Consider the following 17789-nt stretch of genomic DNA (forward strand, 5'->3'; position numbering starts at 1 on the left):
TCAGTGCCCCGTTCCCGCGCTGCTGCCTGCTGCGGCGTCCTCGAAGGACGCCTGGTATGCGGCGAACTGCGCGCGCTCCTCGTCGACGAGCGCGCTGCCGTCCGCGTAGACGTTCTCGAAGATCGCCATGGTGCCGGGGTTCGGCATGTTCCGTACGCCCTCGCGCACCCGCTTGGCGAGCGCGTCGCTCTCCGCGTCGATCCCGGCGTAGAAGTCCTCGTCGGCGAAGCCCTCGCGCTCCAGGTAGGTCTTCAGGCGGGCGATGGGGTCCTTGGACGCCCACTCCTCGCGCTCCTCGTCGCGCCGGTAGCGCGTCGGGTCGTCGGTCGTGGTGTGCGCGCCCATCCGGTAGGTGAACGCCTCGACCAGCATCGGCCCCTGCCCGCTGCGGGCGTGCTCCAGGGCGGCCCTGGTGACGGCGAGCACCGCGAGCACGTCGTTGCCGTCGACCCGGACGCCGGGGAAGCCGTAGCCGGCGGCGCGCTGGTAGATCGGTACCCGGGACTGCTTCTCGGTCGGCTCGGAGATGGCCCACTGGTTGTTCTGGCAGAAGAAGACGACCGGCGCGTTGTAGACCGCGGCGAAGGTGAAGGCCTCGGCGACGTCGCCCTGGCTGGAGGCCCCGTCGCCGAAGTAGGCGATGACGGCCGCGTCGGCGCCGTCCTTGGCCACCCCCATGGCGTAACCCGTGGCGTGCAGCGTCTGCGAGCCGATCACGATGGTGTAGAGCTGGAAGTTGTTCTCGTTGGGGTCCCAGCCGCCGTGGTTCACGCCGCGGAACATCCCCAGCAGGTTGAGCGGGTCCACGTCCCGCGTCCACGCCACGCCGTGCTCGCGATACGTCGGGAAGACGTAGTCGTCGGGGCGGGTGGCCCGGCCCGAGCCGATCTGGGCGGCCTCCTGGCCGAGCAGCGAGGCCCACAGGCCCAGCTCGCCCTGCCGCTGCAAGGTGATCGCCTCGGCGTCGAAACGGCGGGTCAGCACCATGTCGCGGTACAGGCCGCGCAGCTCTTCCGGCGTCAGGTCGATCGCGTAGTCCGCGTGCTCGACCCGTTCACCCTCGGGGGTCAGCAGCTGTACGAGCCCGGGTTCGCCGGTACGGGGCTTCGCCGCGTGGCCGCGGGGGCTCGTCCGCCCCCTGCCTTTGGCGGGGGGACCCCCAGCGGCAGTGCTCTTCACGCTCACGTTCGCTCCTCCGTCTGTCCGGCCCCCGGGATCTGCCGGGGAGCAGGATCGGGCCGCCCCCACGTGTTCGAGGGGCGGCGCACCTGGTCCGGCGGGACGCACGGGGTGTGTGCGGCATGGCCGAGCCAGGCGTGACAGTGTCCCGGCGAGTGGCCTGCAATACAGACGTTACCCAGAAGTCCCGCATTCGCGCGAAGCCGTCCGACCTGCGGTTTTGCTTGGATTTCCTAGTAAGTGCGCGGGCGCGGCGCTTTCCGGGCGGCCGAGGCGGCCGTTCGTCGCCCTGCCGGGTCTGTGCTGTCGCCTGTTGTCGCAGGCCACCGGGACAACGGCACCGTATCTCGAATGCCGGACATACGTAAGGGGCCGCCCGGGGGTTCGGCGGGAACGCGGGAGGCAGAAGCGTGCGCGGGGTGCGACGCTGGGCACGTGAGCGAAAACGGGCATATACGGGTATTCGTACTTGATGACCACGAAGTGGTCCGGCGCGGCGTCAACGACCTGCTCTCGGTGGATCCCTCAATCGAGATCGTCGGGGAGGCCGCCAGCGCGAGCGAGGCCATGGACCGGGTGCCCGCGGCGCACCCGGACGTCGCCGTCCTGGACGTCAGGCTGCCGGACGGCAGCGGCGTCGAGGCCTGCCGGGAGATCCGCTCCCAGGACCAGTCGGTGAGGTGCCTGATGCTCACCTCCTTCGCGGACGACGAAGCCCTCTTCGACGCCGTCATGGCCGGCGCCGCCGGCTACGTCCCCAAGGTCATCAGGGGCGACGACCTGATCAGCGCGGTACGCGAGGTCGCCGCCGGCCACTCGCTGCTCGACCCGGCCGCCACCGCCCAGGTGATCGAACGCCTCAAGGAGGGTGGCGCCCGCAGCGAGCACGAGGAGCGCCTCGGCGAGCTGACCGACCAGGAGCGGCGGCTGCTCGACCTGATCGGCGAAGGCCTCACCAACCGGCAGATCGGCGAGCACACCGGGCTCGGCGAGAAGACCGTCAGGAAGCACGTGACAGGGATGCTCGCCAAGCTGGGCATGGAGCGGCGGACGCAGGCCGAGGCGTACGCGGCACGGCTGACCAGGCCGCTCCCGTAGCGTCACGGCCTGCCCTCGACCGGCCCGGGGTGAGGGTGGCCTCGACCGGCCCGGGGTGAGGGTGGCCTCGACCGGCCCGGGGTGAGGGTGGCCTCGACCGGCCCGGGGTGAGGGGGCCGTTGGCAGGTCGGGTGAGGGGCCCTTAGCAGGTCCGGGCGGGGTGGCGCCACCCCGCCCGGACGGCCCCCTTTGGTGATCTACGCTGTGGCTCGTGAAAGGCACGGCGACGGAGCCGCACGCGCGGGCTTCGCTGACCGCCCTGCTGCACCGGTACGAGGAGGCGGGCGAGCCGCTGACCTGCGAGGCCGTCCCCCGGGGACTGCTCAACCGCGGGTGGCGGGTGACCACCACCACGGGCCGCTACTTCCTCAAGCAGTACGTCGCCGCCGACACCGCCGAGCCCGCGCTCATCGCGCGCCAGCACCGCGCCACCCGGGGACTGGCCCGGCTCGGCTTACCCGCCGCGGCCCCGCTCCCCGACGCCGACGGCCGCACCGTCGCGCTGCTCGGCGGCGACGGCTACGCGCTCTTCCCGTGGATCGACGGCACCCACCGCGAGGGCACCGAACTGACCGCCGGGCAGTCCCGGCGGCTCGGCACCCTGCTCGGCCGCGTCCACACCGGCCTGGCCCGCGTCCAGCCGCCGCCCGCCGCCGGCCCGCAGCCCAGCGCCGACCCGGGCCGCACCCACGCCGACATCGCCCGGCTGCTCACCCTGGTCCGCGCCCACCGCCCCTACGACGACTTCGACGGCCTCGCGGAACACCGGCTGGTCGAGCGCAGCGACCTGCTGCGGCGGCACGCCCACCGCCGCCCGCCCGACCCGGCGCCCGACGGCCGCGCCCAGGGCTGGGTGCACGGCGACTTCCACCCGCTGAACCTGCTCTACCGCGGCGACGAACCCGCCGCGATCGTCGACTGGGACCGGCTCGGCGTCCAGCCGCGCGCCGAGGAGGCGGTCAGGGCCGCCGCCATCTTCTTCGTCCACCCGGTCGACGGCCGCCTCGACCTGCGCAAGGTACGGGCCTACGCACGGGCGTACCGGCTCGCCTCGGGCGTCGGCGAGGCGGAGATCGCCGCCGCCGTCCACCGGGTGTGGTGGGAGCGGCTCAACGACTTCTGGATGCTGCACTGGCGCTACGAGCGCCGCGACCCCCGCTCCGACCCGCTCTTCCCCGCCGCCTCGGCGCTGGCCGTGTGGTGGACGGGGGAGTACGAGTCGGTGCTCGACGCCTTCGCGGGTTAGCGGCCGGTCAGCCGGTTCCGTCGGTCGTGCCGGGAGAGCTGGTGTCGGTCGGATCGACCGTCGGCGGCGTCGTCGTCGGCTTGGGCACCGTCGCCGACGGCGTCGGCTTGCTCGCGGTCGCCGACGGCGTCGGCTTGGTCGCGGTCGGCGACGGCGTGCCGGACGTCTGGGTCGGCGTCGGCGTGCTGGACGTCGGGGTGGTCGACGGCTTGGCCGGCCCGGTGTTCGGCTCGCCGGCGCCCGACGAGTCGGTCGTCGGGTCCTGCGACGGCGGCTGCTCGGCCGACGGCTGGTCGGACTGTCCCACGGAGGCGGACGGCTTGGTGCCGGCGGGGTTGTCGCCACCGCCGCCGCTCGAACTCTGGGTCGCCAGGTAGACGCCGAGCACGACGGCCAGCACCGCGGCGACCGCGAAGAGCACCGGCTTGAGCCAGCGGTTGCCGCCCTGGCCGCCACCAGAACCGCTCCCGCCGTCGTAGCCGGCGTCCTCGTAACCGCTGCCTCTGCCGTCCTTCCCGCCGACGACGCCGGGGACCAGGGGCAGTCCCAGCTCGGCGGTGCTGCCGCTGCGACCGTCGGGGTGGTAGGTGCCGCCCGCCGCGCCGCCCGAGCGCTGCGGGAGCACCGCGGTCACCGCGCCGGTGTTCCACATGCCGCCGGTCCAGCCGCCCTGCTGGGTCAGCGCCTGGTGCGCGTAGCCGACGACGCCGCGCATCTCCTCGGCGCTCTGGAAGCGGTCCTCCGGCTGCTTGGCCAGCGCGCGCAGCACCATGCCGTCGAGCTCGGGCGGCACCCGGTCGCTGACCTGCGAGGGGACCCGCGGCTCGTCCTGCACGTGCTGGTAGACCACCGACAGCGGGGTCTCGCCGACGAAGGGCGGCCGCAGCGCCAGCAGCTCGTAGAGCAGGCAGCCGGTGGCGTAGAGGTCGCTGCGGTGGTCGACGGACTTGCCGAGCGCCTGCTCGGGCGACAGGTACTGCGGGGTGCCCATGACCATGCCGGTCTGCGTCATGGTGCTGGCGGCGCCGTGCAGGGCGCGCGCGATGCCGAAGTCCATGACCTTGACCGCGCCGCCCGTGGTGATGATCACATTGGCCGGTTTGATGTCCCGGTGCACGATCCCGTGCTGGTGGCTGTACGCGAGCGCGTCCAGCACACCCGAGACGATCAGCAGCGCCTGGTCGACCGGCGGCGGGGTCGGGCCGGTCAGCAGGTCCTTGATCGTGTGGCCCTCGACCAGCTCCATCACGATGTAGGGGACGGTGCCGGTCGGCGTGCTGTCCTCACCGGAGTCGTAGACGGCCACCACGGCATGGTGGTTCAGGCCCGCGACGGCCTGCGCCTCGCGGGCGAAGCGGGCCTTGGAGACCGGGTCCTCGGCGAGGTCGCCGCGCAGCAGCTTCACCGCCACGATCCGGCCCAGCCGCACGTCCTCGGCAGCGAAGACCTCGGCCATGCCGCCACGGCCCAGCCGCCCGGTCAGCCGGTAGCGGCCCTCGCCGACGAAGGAGCCGATGCCCCACTGTCCCGAGGACTCGCCTGACGCCTCCCGTGCACCGGTGGACGCCTTGCTGCCGTCGGCCGTCTCGTTCGGGTCGACCATCAGTCCTCGCCGTCGTTCGCCATCGCTTCGTGCTTCGTCTGGTGCGCCACCGTACCGCTTTTCGGCCGTCGTCCACGGCGTCCGTCCACCGCTTACCCGGCTTTGACGGGCCGACCCCGATACTTGCCGAACTTCCGGGTTGTGTGCGCGCCCGATGGGCGTCAGGTGACGAGATGGTCAACGAGCTTGACGTGCACGCGCGATCGGCCAGACTTGGCGGGCAAGCCCGGGGACAAGTGGCTTCCCGTTGGACCTTCATGGGGGTAGCGGTACTGATGAGCGGGGACGCCACGCAGGGCGGCGGGTACACGGGGCGCTCGGTCGGCGGGGGCCGGTACGTACTGCGCGACCTGCTCGGCCAGGGTGGCATGGCGTCGGTGCACCTGGCACACGACACCGTGCTCGACCGTCCGGTGGCCGTCAAGACCCTCCATACCAATCTCGGCCACGAGCAGTCCTTCCGGGAGCGCTTCCGCCGCGAGGCCCAGTCCGTCGCCAAGCTCAACCACACCAACATCGTGTCCGTCTTCGACTCCGGCGAGGACACGATCGACGGCCAGGTCGTCCCCTACATCGTCATGGAGTACGTCGAGGGCAAACCGCTCGGCGACGTCCTGGCCGCCGACATCGCCCAGTACGGCGCGATGCAGGCCGACCGGGCGCTGAAAATCGTCGGCGACGTGCTGGCGGCACTCGCCGTCAGCCACGAGATGGGCCTGGTCCACCGGGACATCAAGCCCGGCAACGTGATGATCACCCGGCGCGGCGTCGTCAAGGTCATGGACTTCGGCATCGCGCGCGCCATGCAGTCCGGGGTCACCTCGATGACCCAGACCGGCATGGTCGTCGGCACCCCCCAGTACCTGTCGCCCGAGCAGGCCCTGGGGCGGGGCGTCGACGAGCGCTCCGACCTCTACTCGGTCGGCTGCATGCTCTTCGAACTGCTCACCGGGCGGCTGCCCTTCGACGCCGACTCGCCGCTGGCGATGGCGTATCAGCACGTGCAGGAGACGCCCCCGGCGCCGTCCTCCTTCAACCGCGCCCTCACCCCGGCCGTCGACGCCCTGATCGCCCGCGCCCTGCGCAAGAACCCGGCCGAGCGCTTCCCGACCGCCGACACCATGCACGACGAGGCCGACCGGGTGCTCGCCGCCACCGCCCGCAACACGATGCCGCTGATCGCCGGCGGCCCGGCAGCCGGCAACCGCGGCGAAGGCATCGCCGCCTCCGTCTTCCCGTCCGCGCAGGGCCCGGTCCACACCTCGCCGCCGCAGCTGCACACCCCGTACGCCCCGACACCGCAGCCGCAGGGTTTCGGCCCGTCCACCCCGCCGCCCTCCGCCTACGGCTACCCGCAGCAGGGCCCCGCCTCGACCCCGCCGCCCAGCCCCGCGTACGGCATGAGCGCGCCCCCCTCCCTGCAGTCCGTGCCGCACCAGCACATGGGCGGCCGACCGCCCGGCGGCGGCACGGGCGCGGGCCCCGGCGGAGGCGGCGGCCGCAAGCGCAACACCCCGCTGATCATCGGCGCCGCGGTCGCCGCGGTGGCCGTGATCGTCATCGTCTCCGTCCTCATCGCGATGTCCGGCGGTAGCGGCGACCCGGCCTCCGACCCGACCGCCAGCACGAGCGTCACCGCGTCCGGCTCCGGCTCCCCCACTGCCACCGCCAGCGCTACCGACTCCGTCATCCAGGGCGACCAGAGCCGCACCATCGAGTCGACCGAGTGCACCAAGGCGCACAACGAGCTGATCAACCCCGGCAAGCCCAACCTCATGACGATGCCCGACTTCACCTCGATCTACGTGGACTCCGCGGTGGCCTGCATGAAGGCCGCCAACTGGCCCTACGAGATCAAGGACATGGACGAGCAGCAGTGGGGCAAGGGCACCATCACCAACCAGTCGCCCAAGTCCCTCGATGACTTCGACGTCAAGTCCGGCCAGAAGATCACCATCTGGGTCTCCACCGGCAAGGGCGCCAGCTGAGCGACCGTGCCGCGGGCGGCCGCCGGGTGGCGGCCGACCCCGCGTTCACGTGACCCGCAGGTCCTGACCCGCGTGTTCTGATCTGCGGATGGTGACCTGGGGATGGTCACCACCTGCGGATGGTCCGGTCTACAGATGGTCCGATCCGGTCCGGTCCGGTCCGGTCCGGTCCACAGACGGTCTGATCTACAGATACGGGCCCGAGCGGGAACCCGGGTGGCCCGCCTCCTGCTCCTCGTCATTGCCGAGCGCCCCCGGCGGAAGCGCCCGCCGCATCTGCTCGAGCTGGGCGCGAGCCGCCATCTGCTGGGCGAACAGCGCGGTCTGGATCCCGTGGAAGAGCCCTTCCAGCCAGCCCACCAGCTGCGCCTGGGCAATACGCAGCTCCGCCTCGCTCGGCACACTGTCGTCGGTGAACGGCAGCGACAGCCGATCCAGCTCCTCGACCAGCTCCGGCGCGAGACCCGCCTCCAGCTCCTTCACCGAACTGGCGTGGATCTCCTTGAGCCGCACCCGGCTGGCCTCGTCGAGAGGTGCCGCCCGCACTTCCTCCAGGAGCTGCTTGATCATGCTGCCGATCCGCATCACCTTCGCCGGCTGCTCGACCATCTCCGTCACCGGAATCTCGCGGCCCTCGTTACCATCACCGCCGGGTGACCCTCCCAGGGTCAATCCGTCCGGTCCGACGACCAGGACCTGCTGATTCTGCGAGCTATCCGGCGACCGTTCGTTCCTCGGCATCTCCATGTGTCCATTGTCCCGCACCCCCGCGCCGGGCGGGCCCGTGCCCCCTCATCCCTCGGCCCGCCGACCCAGGTCGGGACGGGACCTGGTGACCAGCGCCGCCAGCAGTCCCGCACCCAGCGGCACCACCACGACCAGCAGTGCCAGGGTCGCCCAGGGCACCACCAACGGCACCTTCGGCGGGGTCACCGCACCCCAGCCCTCGTCGAGCTCCCGGCGGTATTCGTCCCAGCGCCGGTGCTGGTCGCCGCGCCGCAGCGCGATCGCGGGCAGCACCCCCGCCGCCGAGCCCAGCACCACTCCCATCACCGCGACGACCCCGCACTGGAAACCGGTCAATGTACGCCGCACCTGACCTGGCGCACCGATCGCCGCCAGAGTCCTGAGGTCCGGCTCCGCGTCGGTCTGCGCCAGCCCCGTCGCTATCCCGGCGGCACCGATCGTGATCACCCCCGCGAACAGCGTCAGCGCCACCAGCACCAGATTGCCGTGGCCGATGTAGCCGCGCTCCAGGTACACCTCCGCGCGCGTGCCGATCTTGGCCACGTCGCTGTTCAGCGCCTGCCGCTGCGCCCCGCTCGGCATCTGCGACGTCGTGTAGTAGGAACCCAGCGGTGTGGTCGTGAAGCCCGCCGCGTCCGCCGCCCGCCGCGGCACGACGGCCACCACTCCGTACGGCTCCTCCTCGGCAGCCAGGTGCACCGGCAGCGACTTCACCGCCCCGGCCGGCTCCGTGCCGTCCTGCGACTCCTTCGTCACATCGGCTATCACCGTGAACTTCACGCTGCCGTGATCGGCATACGCCCGGTCGAACAGCACCGTCTCGCCGCGCGCCAGCGCCTGCTCTGCGGCACCGTCGCGCACCCCGAGCGCATGCAGCACCGCGGGTCCGCCCACCAGCACACCGTCGGAGGCCGAGATCGCCGACGGCCCCCATCGGAGGGCGCACCGCCAGTCGTGAACCAGAGCCTCGCGCTGCGCCACGGTCAGCCGGTGGGCACCCGTCGGCCCCGACGACGGGCACACGTTGGCCGGCGGCATGCGCATCTCGATCCTGCCGCACCCGGGCAGACCCTCGTCCTTGAGGCAGGACGCGCCCCCCACGTACACCCGGGACACGTCCACCCGGCCCGTGACCGGATAGTTCTTCTCGACCGCGGCACGCACCTGCGCCAGATCGCCGGCCGCCTCGCCGTTCGCCCCGACCGCAACCTCCCCGTGCGGCAACCGCGCCACATACGCCTGCCGATCCTCCTGCGCCTGGCTGGCCGCGTAGGACGCGACGGCCACGGACCCGGCCACCGCGGCAAGCACCGCCGCCACCGCCGGAGCCGTCCGCCCGCGGTTGCGCACCGCGTCCCGCAGCGCCAGCCGCGGTGCCAGCGGCAGCCACCGGCCGAGCCTGCCGAAGGCCCCGATGATCGCCGAGGTCAGCATCACCAGCCCGGCCTCCGCCAGCGCCGCGCCGAGCACCGCCGAGTACGTGCTGTCGGTGAGCATCGTCGCGCAGAAGACCACGGCCACGCCGAGGCCCAGCAGGAGCAGGCCCGCGACCGGCAGGAAGCGATTGGCCCGCCGCACGCCGCGCCGACCGGTGAGCGAGGCCAGCACGCTCTGCCGTGCGGCGCCGACCGCGGGCACCACCGACGCCAGCAGCCCGGTGAGCACCGCGAGCCCGCCGACCCCCGCCAACTCCGTCGGCCGCAAGGTCAGCCCTCCGAACCGCTGCCCGACATAGCCCTCCAGCGTCCCGCGCAGCAGCATGGTGGCGACCACGCCGAGCAGCGTGCCCACCACGGCTGCCGCCGCGCCGAGCACCAGCCCGCTGGAGAGCACGATCGCCCTGATGTGCCTGCGGTCGCCGCCGTTGGCGCCCACCAGACCCAACTGGCGCCGCGAACGACGGGCCCCGACCGCGAACGCCGGGCCGGCCAGCAGGCAGATCTCCAGCATGCTCAGCCCCGCTATCGTCACCCCCGCGGCGACGGCCTTGGGCCGGACGTCCCCCGAGTCGTACAGCACCGGGTCGCCGAAGTCGGTCCGGTAGATCGGGACATCCGCCCTGGCCGGCGGGTGCAGCCGCACCGCCCGCGAATCGACCTGGACGCCCAGGGTGTTGGCGCGCTTGACCATGTCCCAGGTGAAGTCGCCCCGCACCGAGACCAGATAGGTCGGCACACCGCTCGGATCCATCGCTCTTTCCGCCGTGCTCCGCGTCGCCTCGTAGGGCGGGATGAAGGCCCCCGGCAGCGCGTTGAGCTGCTCGGCGTCCAACTGGCTCGGCAGGTCGTAGGCACCCACGATCCGATAGGACCGGTCGAGTCCGCGCACCCTGACCTGTGAACCCACATGCAGTCCGCTGGACTTGAGGAACCCGTTGGTCGCCGCCATCTCGTCCGCCGCCGCGGGGAACCGGCCCCGGTCCAACTCGGCGATACCCGCGGCGATCGGGTCAGCCGCCTTCAACTCTCTTATCTCGACGTTCAGCAGCCCGAACCTCGTCCTGACCGGCGCGTAGATGAACGCGTCGCTCAACCGGTGCGCCCCGGCCGGCAGTGCGACCAGCGGATCGACCGGCGGAGTGATCTCGCCGGCCACGGCCACCGAGCCGTCGGGTTCCGTGACGGTGACCTCCTTGGCAGCCGCCTTCCCCCCGGGATTCTGCTGCACCGGCACGACACCGCCGGGCACCGCCTCCTGGTAGACCGGCTGCGGCCCGTGCCCCGCGTCACTGATCCGGGCGTCGGCGGCACCCAGTTCCCTGGTGGCCGTCTCAGCGGTCGTCAACTGCGAGCTGCGGATGGTCACATCGACCGCGCTCACGCCCATGATCGGCAACGCGATCATCGCCAGCACCAGCAGGCTGCGGCCCTTGAAGCGCATGGCGTCCCTGCGGGCGATCCTGATCGCCGCGCGCCAGGTGTGCAGGCGCCCGACGCCGGGCACACCGGCCTGCGCCCGCCCGGTCATTGGGCCGCTCCGCCCGCGAGCAGCGACTCCGCGGAGGAGCGCAGCGTCATGTCGACCACCGAGCCGTCCCGCAGGAAGACCACCCGGTCCGCCCAGGCCGCGAACCGCGGCTCATGGGTGACCAGAATGCCGGCCGCCCCCGCGTCGCAGCGGGACCGCAGCAGGGCGAGCACCGCGTCACCGGTCTCCGAGTCCAGCGCACCGGTCGGCTCGTCGGCGAGCACCAGGCGGCGGTCGCCGACCAGTGCCCGGGCGATCGCCACCCGCTGCTGCTGGCCGCCCGACATCTCGTCGGGGAAGCGGTCCGCCAGCTCCTGCAACCCGAACTCCTCCAGTGCGGCAAGCGCTTCCTTGCGCCCCCGCCGGCTGCTGACGCCGTCCAGCTCGCGGGGGAGTGCGACGTTCTCCGCCGCGGTGAGTGCCGGGATCAGGTTGTAGTCCTGGAAGACATAGCCGATGCTCCGCCGACGCAATGCCGCTATGTCCTTGCGCCTCGCCATGGTCAGATCGGTGCCCTCGACCACGACCCGCCCCGACGTCGGCAGGTCGAGGCCGCCGGCGATGGTCAGCAGAGTGGACTTCCCCGACCCCGACGGTCCCATCACCGCGACAAGCTCACCCGGATACACGTCCAGGTCGATACCGCGCAACGCGTGCACCTGGGCCGCGCCCGTGCCGTGGACCCGGGTCAACTCCTGAAGACTGAGGACGGGTTCGACAGCGCGGTCGGGCGCTGTGGACGCGGTGCTCGCGGTGGGCCCGGTGGTGCTGGGGCCGCCGGCGGCCGGGTGCGACGGGTCGCGCGGCTCGGCCGGTGGTGTGGGCTGACTGGACATCGGAACTGCTTCCCCCTGATTCAGGCCCAGGCCGATCGGTCCGGGCTGTCCTCGCTGCTCGTGCGGCTCGTGTTGTTCGTGTTGTTCGTGTTGATCTGTTAGGTGTCGCTGCTCGTGCTGCTCGTGCTGTGCGTGCTGGATTCCGGCGTTCCGGCGGATTCAGCGGTGCGCTCTTTCGTCTTCTTCTCGTGCGGGCGGTGCGGGCGGTGCGGGCCCGTACCGCTCGGGCGAACAAGCCGGGATGGCCGGCCCCGGCAGGTCAGCGCCGAGGCCGGGTCCGTCTGATGGCGCCGCGCAGCCCCCCGTCCTGCGCGGCACCTGGCTGCTGTCCGCGGTCGGCCGACTCGGCCGGCTCGGCTGACTCGGCCGGGTCGGTCGGGTCGGCCGGGACGACCGCGGGGGCGGCGGCCGCGGCCTGCGGGGCCAGCCGCACGAGCCTGGTCTCGCAGTGGTCGAGCCAGCGCGCTTCCGCCTCCGCCTGGAAGATCAACTGGTCGATGACCAGCTGCCACGCCACGTCGTCCGGGTCGAACACCCCCGGCCGACGGGATGCCGCCTCCAGGGCCTGTCCCTTCAACCTCGTGTAGTCCTGCATCGCCCGGATGGTGTGGGCGCGCTGGGCCTGGATGACCGCACGCACGTCGACCTCGGGTGAACCGACCGCCATCGCGAGCTTGATGGCCAGTTCGTTCCGCGGCGGGTTGGCCCGGTCGACAGGGGTGGTGAACCACTGCCGCAGCTCGTCCCTCCCGTCCTCGGTGATGGCGTAGAGGGCGTGGCCCGCTTCGTCCTCACCCGCGGGGACGACCAGGCCGTCCCGCTCCAGCCGGGCGACGGTCGTATAGACCTGCCCGACGTTGAGCGGCCAGGTGGAACCGGTGCGCGACTCGAACTCGGTGCGCAGCTGATAGCCGTAGCGCGGACCCCGTTCGAGGAGGGCCAGCAGGCCGTGACGGATTGACATACTCAGTATGTATACCCAGTAAGGTCGGGCACCGCAAGGCCGATCGGCGGGATCGCGGACTACTTCACTCGAACGGGTGGTCGATTCGTCTTTCAGGTTCGATCCGGCTCGCGGCAGGCAATCATGTCCATAAGGCAGTCACTGAGAGTTACAGAGACCGCGAGAGGTCACCTCGCGCGTGCGTGCGGGTGCCCACGGGCGCGACGCGCGTGAGCGCGGGCGAGCGCGCAGAAGAAGGGGTGCGGGGGCGGAGCGGCGGTCAGGGGCGGCGGAGGCGCAGGCCGAGAAAGCCGAGTCCCAGGCCGACCATCAGCATCCCCGCACCGAGCGGCAGCACTCTGACCACGCGTCGGCCGGACGCGAAGGAGGAGGCCGACGGCTCCTGCTGTCCCACCCCGGGGGCGACAGATGCCGACGGCGCCGGGGTCGGTCCCGTCTCCTCGGCGTCGGGCAACAACGAGGGTGCCCGGTCGGGGTAGTCGCGGCCGTGGTGGCGCACGGGGCGCCGCTGCGAGAAGGCGTGCCCGGAGGGGTGCCCGCTGCCGGCGGTCGGCGTCGCGGTCGGGCGGGCCGGCGGGCGCAGCGGCGAGTTCGCGGAGGCGGACGGCGCAGGCCCGGACGCCGGACGGTCCGGGTCCCGGGTCGGTGCGGCCGGCCGCGCGGGGTCGGCCGGCTTCTGGACGGGCGGCCGGGAAGAAACAGGCGAATGCGACGAGGGAGGTGACGGCATGGCAGGCATGCCGGGGACGACAGGTGAACGGGGCACGGCAGGGGCGGCGGGCGCGGTAGCGGACGGCTTGGGCGGTAGGGATCCCGCGGGTCCGCCCGGCCGGTCGGGCCCTGGCGGGATCACGGCTCCCGGCCCGGGTGGCAACGGGCCGCCGGGCTGGGGGTCACGCCCCGGCGGGGGTTGCGGCGGCCGGGCCGCGCCGGGAGCGGCGGCCTCGCCGGGGGCAGGAGCGCCGGCGGCCGCCCGCGGTATGGACGCGGCCGGAGCGGCGGGCGGCTCGGCCGCTCCGGCGGGACCGGCCGGCGCGAGCAGTGCCGCCGCGAGGAGCAGGGTGGCCGCGGCGCGGTTGGCGGCGGTCGCGATGAGGGTCGGTCGGCTCGGATGTGCGGCGGCCCGCAGTCTGGCCCACCTGTCGGATTCCCACCTCATCCGTGCCGCCTCTCCGCCGGACTCTCGGTGGTTTCAGCGTCACATGAAGCGACATTTCCGGCATCCTGGCAGATGGCACGCCGATGCGGCGGCCGCCTGCGTCACGGGTAATGGGCCCGCCCGGCCGCGCGAACCGGAAGCGGACGCCCTGGCGGCGCCCCGCCGGACACGGGAGCGGAGTGATCCGCCGCCGCATCCCGCGGGAAAGCCGGAATGGTCAGATCGTGAGCAGGATCTTGCCGATGTGCTCGCTGCTCTCCATCAGGCGGTGGGCTTCCGGGGCCGACGCCAGCGGCAGCGTACGGTCCACGACCGGGCGGACGGTGCCGGCCTCGATCAGCGGCCAGACGTGTTCGCGGACAGCGGCGATGATCGCCGCCTTCTCCTCCGTCGGCCGGGCCCGCAGGGTGGTCGCGATGACGGCGCCGCGCTTGGCGAGCAGCCGGCCGAGGTTGAGTTCGGCCTTCGCTCCGCCCTGCATGCCGATGATGACGAGCCGGCCGTTGACGGCCAGGGCGTCGACGTTGCGGGCCAGGTAGGCGGCGCCGACCACGTCGAGGATGACGTCCGCGCCGTGGTCGCCCAGCTCCGCGACGAAGTCCTGCTCCCGGTAGTTGACCAGGACGTCGGCACCCAGGTCACGGCAGGCCGCCAGCTTCTGCGCGCTGCCCGCGGTCGTCACCACCCTCGCGCCGACCGCCTTGCCGAGCTGGATGGCCATGGTCCCGATGCCGCTGGACCCGCCGTGCACCAGAAGCGTCTCGGCCGGCCGCAGGTGGGCGATCTGGAAGACGTTGGACCACACGGTGGCGGTCACCTCGGGCAGTGCCGCGGCCGTCACGAGGTCGACGCCCTTGGGCACGGGAAGGAGTTGGCCGACGGGGACGGCGACCTTCTCCGCGTAACCGCCGCCGACGAGCAGCGCGCAGACCTCGTCGCCCACCGCCCAACCGGTCACGCCGGGGCCGAGGGCCGCGATCCGTCCGGAGCATTCGAGCCCGGGATAGCGGGAGGCGTCGGGCGGCGGCTCGTAGAAGCCCTGCCGCTGGAGAACGTCGGCGCGGTTCACGGCCGAGGCGACGACCTCGACCAGCACTTCACCCGCGCCCGGCACGGGATCGGGGACGTCGGCCAGGACCAGCGCATCCGGGCCGCCCGGTTCGGCAATGGTGATCGCACGCATGGCACGACCTTATGGGACGCGCTCGTAGGGGCCCGCGTCGCCATGCGCTCACACCACCGGAGTGCGCGAGGTGGCGAGGTCACGCGGTGCGCCCGGTTTCCGCGGGACGTCCGGTCGCGGGACATCCCGCCGTGGGTCGTCCCGTCGCGGGACGTCCGGTCGCGGGACATCCCGCCGTGGTGGCGCGGCGTCCCGCCCTCCCCGCCGGCCGGGGCGGCGAGGGCGGGACGCCGCACGGGACGGTCACCCCTCGACGGGCACCGGTTCCAGCGTGGCGCGGAAGTGGCGCAGGATCGGCGACTGGTCCACGATGCGGAAGCCGTAGACGCTGTCCGCCCGCTTGGCGATCTTCGCCAGGGTGTCGCCGACGTGGTCGTAGTGGCTGCGGGTGTAGACCCGGCGCGGCAGCGCGAGCCTGACCAGCTCGTAGGGCGCGCTCTTGATCGGGTTCCCCTGCTCGTCCTCCTCGCCGAGGTAGAGGGAGCCCAGTTCGGCCGAGCGGATGCCTCCCTCCAGGTAGAGCTGGCAGGCGAGGGCGTGGCCGGGGAAGTGGTGGGGCGGTATGTGCGGCAGCAGGCGGCCGGCGTTGAGGTAGAGGGCGTGCATGCCGGGCGGTTCGATGATGTCGACCCCGGCCGAGCGCACCCGGTGGGCGAGGTGGGCGGCGACGTCGGCCCGCTCGGCGAGGTAGGCCGGCTCGGTGACCTCCTTCAGGCCCTGGGCCATCATGTCGAGGTCGCGCCCGGCCAGGCCGCCGTAGGTGGCGAAGCCCTCGGTGGCGATGAGCAGCAGCTCGCAGCGCTGGGCGAGTTCGCCGTCGTTGAGCCCGATGAATCCGCCGATGTGGACGATGCCGTCCTTCTTGGCGCTCATCATGCAGCCGTCCGCCAGCCGGAAGGCCTCCTCGGCGACCTGGCGGGGGGTGCGGTCGCGGTAGGCGGCCTCGTGCCGGGTGACCAGCCAGGCGTTCTCGGCGAAGCGGGCGGCGTCCAGGAAGAAGGGGACGCCGTGCTCGCGGCAGAGGGCGGAGGTCCGCTTGAGGTTGTCCATGGAGACGGGCTGGCCGCCGCCGCCGTTGTTGGTGATGGTCATGACCACCATGGCGACCCGCGAGCCGTCGGGGCCGGTCAGCGTCCGGCTGAGCTCCTCCAGGTCTATGTTGCCCTTGAAGGGCTCGGTGCTGTCCAGGTTCCTGGCCTCGGCGCAGGGGAGGTCGCGTGCCTCGGCACCGGACAGTTCGACGTTCGCCCGGGTGGTGTCGAAGTGCGTGTTGGCCAGCACGAGGCGGCCGGGTTCCAGCAGGGTGTTGAAGAGGATGCGTTCGGCGGCGCGCCCCTGGTGGGCCGGCAGGATATGCGCGTATCCGGTCAGCTCGGTCACGGTCTCGTGGAAGCGGTAGAAGGAGCGGGAGCCGGAGTAGGACTCGTCGCCCGCCATGCCTGCGGCGAGTTGCGCGGCCGACAGCGCGCCGGTTCCGGAGTCCGTCAGCAGGTCGATGGTCACCTCCTCGGCCCGCAGGTCGAAGAGGTTGTAGTGCACGCGTTTCAGCGCCTCCTCGCGCTGTTGCCGCGTCGGTTGCGGGATGGGCTCCACGACCTTGATCCTGTACGGCTCCATGCTGACGGTGCTCCTGTCGTTGCTTCGTGCTGTCTCTCGGGGAGAGGTGCTACCGGCCGGACTCGCGGCCGAGCTGGGGCGGGACCGCGTCGCGCGGTCGCTGTACCTCGTACGCCTCGGAGGAGACGTAGACGGTCACCCGGGGCGGATGGCCCCGCTGGTGGACCAGCGACACGTAGGCGATCAGGCCCGGGCCGTCGCTCAGCCGGCGCGGGGTCACGGCGGCCAGCGCCCGGTCGAGTGCCGCGCTGTCCATGCCGTGCTCGCGCAGCACCGCGGCGGCACGGTCGCGTGCCTCGCCGTCGTGCCGGGCGTGTTCGCGGACGGGCACGTGCACCGTGTAGCCGCTGGGCAGGCCGGTCGCGGTCTCCGTGAAGGAGTGGCAGGTCAGGGTGCGGCGCCTGACGGGGAGTTCGGCGTCGTCCTCGGCGGTGTAGCCGCCGGCGGTCCGCACGAACCTCGCCATCTGCTCCCGCCCACCGGCGGGCGTCATGGCGGGCATGGCGCCGGCCTCCTCGGCGGACAGGCCGCGGTGGCTGAGGTAGACCTTCACGCGGGGTGCCTTCCAGTCCCCCAGGTCCAGGCCGACGAAGAGCATGCCGTCGGCCTTCGGCAGGGCGTCGAAGGCTTTGCGGTGGCCGAGCCTGGCCAGCGTCTCCTGGACGGTCTCGGCCGACCGGTCCTGCCCGGCGACCGCCGGGTTGAGGTAGACCTTGACCCGGGGAATGCCACCGGGACGCAGTTCCAGCGCGCACCACAGGGCCAGCGGGCCTTCAGGGGAGGCAGGGAAGTACAGGTCCTCGAGCCGGTCGAGGTGGCTGGTGTCGAATTTCCAGCGGTCCGCCATCTCCCGTATCGCGCGCAGCCCGGTGCGGCCGTTCTCCGCCATGTCGTCGCTGCCGCATCCCGGCTCCACCAGCACCCTGAGGGTGGGAGCCGCGCCCGGCAGGAAGGCCAGCGAGAATTCCACCGGTGTGTGGTCGTCGGACAGGAAGCTCCGGGATGGCGGCGGCAGCGCCAACGACCTCCGTGCTACCGGGCCCAGGCTGTCGGTCAGCACACCCGCGTAGGTCTCCGCGTCCGTCCGGTCCAGTTCGGCCACCGCGCACAGCCTGGTCAGCTGCCCGGTCACCAGGTCGCCGAGCCGTCCACCGTCGCGTTGCGGCCCCCCGTGGCCGGCAAGCTGCTCCGATTCCGGAGCG

At 72.5% G+C, this 17789-nt stretch carries 13 protein-coding genes; 3 read left to right on the forward strand and 10 right to left on the reverse strand.

Annotation, left to right across the window (positions count from 1 at the left end; translation table 11 throughout):
- The gene (gene pdhA / locus BUE44_RS10180; RefSeq protein ID WP_073496389.1) at nucleotides 1-1185 is read right to left on the reverse strand and encodes a pyruvate dehydrogenase (acetyl-transferring) E1 component subunit alpha; all 1185 of its coding nucleotides are present in this window, start codon (nucleotides 1183-1185) and stop codon (nucleotides 1-3) included.
- Nucleotides 1186-1614: 429 nt separating this feature from the next.
- Between pdhA and BUE44_RS10185 the strand changes: the two genes are divergently transcribed.
- Together BUE44_RS10185 and BUE44_RS10190 are read left to right on the forward strand one after the other, a co-directional pair.
- A complete protein-coding gene (locus BUE44_RS10185) occupies nucleotides 1615-2277 on the forward strand; it encodes a response regulator transcription factor (RefSeq protein WP_073496391.1) in 663 nt (220 codons plus the stop codon).
- A 211-nt stretch (nucleotides 2278-2488) separates the two neighbouring features.
- Nucleotides 2489-3523, forward strand: coding sequence for a phosphotransferase (locus BUE44_RS10190; RefSeq protein ID WP_073496393.1), 1035 nt, complete (start codon nucleotides 2489-2491; stop codon nucleotides 3521-3523).
- A 7-nt stretch (nucleotides 3524-3530) separates the two neighbouring features.
- Here BUE44_RS10190 and BUE44_RS10195 read toward each other — a convergent pair whose 3' ends face one another.
- Nucleotides 3531-5126 carry a protein kinase domain-containing protein gene (locus BUE44_RS10195; RefSeq protein WP_079189638.1) on the reverse strand — a complete coding sequence of 532 codons (1596 nt, stop codon included), beginning with the start codon at nucleotides 5124-5126 and terminating at the stop codon, nucleotides 3531-3533.
- Nucleotides 5127-5401: 275 nt separating this feature from the next.
- On the opposite strand from BUE44_RS10195, the gene BUE44_RS10200 reads away from it, so the two are divergent.
- Nucleotides 5402-7114, forward strand: coding sequence for a Stk1 family PASTA domain-containing Ser/Thr kinase (locus BUE44_RS10200; RefSeq protein ID WP_073496395.1), 1713 nt, complete (start codon nucleotides 5402-5404; stop codon nucleotides 7112-7114).
- A 186-nt stretch (nucleotides 7115-7300) separates the two neighbouring features.
- Here the strand turns inward: BUE44_RS10200 and BUE44_RS10205 are convergent, their stop codons facing one another.
- The 8 genes from BUE44_RS10205 to BUE44_RS10235 all read right to left on the reverse strand — a co-directional run bounded on the left by BUE44_RS10205 (nucleotide 7301) and on the right by BUE44_RS10235 (nucleotide 17719).
- Nucleotides 7301-7861 carry a bacterial proteasome activator family protein gene (locus tag BUE44_RS10205; protein WP_073496397.1) on the reverse strand — a complete coding sequence of 187 codons (561 nt, stop codon included), beginning with the start codon at nucleotides 7859-7861 and terminating at the stop codon, nucleotides 7301-7303.
- Between the two features lie 45 nt (nucleotides 7862-7906).
- On the reverse strand, nucleotides 7907-10828 hold the full coding sequence (locus BUE44_RS10210; RefSeq protein WP_073496399.1) for an FtsX-like permease family protein: 2922 nt from the start codon (nucleotides 10826-10828) through the stop codon (nucleotides 7907-7909).
- The gene (locus BUE44_RS10215; RefSeq protein WP_079189639.1) at nucleotides 10825-11664 is read right to left on the reverse strand and encodes an ABC transporter ATP-binding protein; all 840 of its coding nucleotides are present in this window, start codon (nucleotides 11662-11664) and stop codon (nucleotides 10825-10827) included. Before BUE44_RS10215 ends, BUE44_RS10210 begins: the two co-directional genes overlap by 4 nt.
- Nucleotides 11665-11923: 259 nt before the next feature.
- A complete protein-coding gene (locus BUE44_RS10220; RefSeq protein WP_073496401.1) occupies nucleotides 11924-12628 on the reverse strand; it encodes a PadR family transcriptional regulator in 705 nt (234 codons plus the stop codon).
- 259 nt (nucleotides 12629-12887) lie between these two features.
- Nucleotides 12888-13127 (reverse strand): hypothetical protein, encoded by a 240-nt coding sequence (locus tag BUE44_RS37415; RefSeq protein WP_159450240.1) that lies wholly within the window; start codon nucleotides 13125-13127, stop codon nucleotides 12888-12890.
- 877 nt (nucleotides 13128-14004) lie between these two features.
- Nucleotides 14005-14970: an NAD(P)H-quinone oxidoreductase gene (locus BUE44_RS10225; protein WP_073496403.1), complete on the reverse strand. Its 966-nt coding sequence runs from the start codon at nucleotides 14968-14970 to the stop codon at nucleotides 14005-14007.
- 243 nt (nucleotides 14971-15213) lie between these two features.
- Entirely contained in the window at nucleotides 15214-16587 is a 1374-nt protein-coding gene (locus BUE44_RS10230; RefSeq protein ID WP_073496405.1) for a tryptophanase, read from the reverse strand.
- Nucleotides 16588-16636: 49 nt separating this feature from the next.
- Nucleotides 16637-17719, reverse strand: coding sequence for a tryptophan dimethylallyltransferase family protein (locus tag BUE44_RS10235; RefSeq protein WP_235002013.1), 1083 nt, complete (start codon nucleotides 17717-17719; stop codon nucleotides 16637-16639).
- Nucleotides 17720-17789 lie beyond the last annotated feature (70 nt).

The sequence above is a fragment of the Actinacidiphila paucisporea genome (genome assembly GCF_900142575.1).
Classification (GTDB): Bacteria; Actinomycetota; Actinomycetes; order Streptomycetales; family Streptomycetaceae; genus Actinacidiphila; species Actinacidiphila paucisporea.

Coding starts and splice junctions, on each gene's coding strand:
- BUE44_RS10195 (WP_079189638.1), bottom strand. CDS start 5,126: ATGGTCGACCCGAACGAGACGGCCGACGGCAGCAAGGCGTCCACCGGT.
- BUE44_RS10200 (WP_073496395.1), top strand. CDS start 5,402: ATGAGCGGGGACGCCACGCAGGGCGGCGGGTACACGGGGCGCTCGGTC.
- BUE44_RS10205 (WP_073496397.1), bottom strand. CDS start 7,861: ATGGAGATGCCGAGGAACGAACGGTCGCCGGATAGCTCGCAGAATCAG.
- BUE44_RS10210 (WP_073496399.1), bottom strand. CDS start 10,828: ATGACCGGGCGGGCGCAGGCCGGTGTGCCCGGCGTCGGGCGCCTGCAC.
- BUE44_RS10215 (WP_079189639.1), bottom strand. CDS start 11,664: ATGTCCAGTCAGCCCACACCACCGGCCGAGCCGCGCGACCCGTCGCAC.
- BUE44_RS10220 (WP_073496401.1), bottom strand. CDS start 12,628: ATGTCAATCCGTCACGGCCTGCTGGCCCTCCTCGAACGGGGTCCGCGC.
- BUE44_RS10225 (WP_073496403.1), bottom strand. CDS start 14,970: ATGCGTGCGATCACCATTGCCGAACCGGGCGGCCCGGATGCGCTGGTC.
- BUE44_RS10230 (WP_073496405.1), bottom strand. CDS start 16,587: ATGGAGCCGTACAGGATCAAGGTCGTGGAGCCCATCCCGCAACCGACG.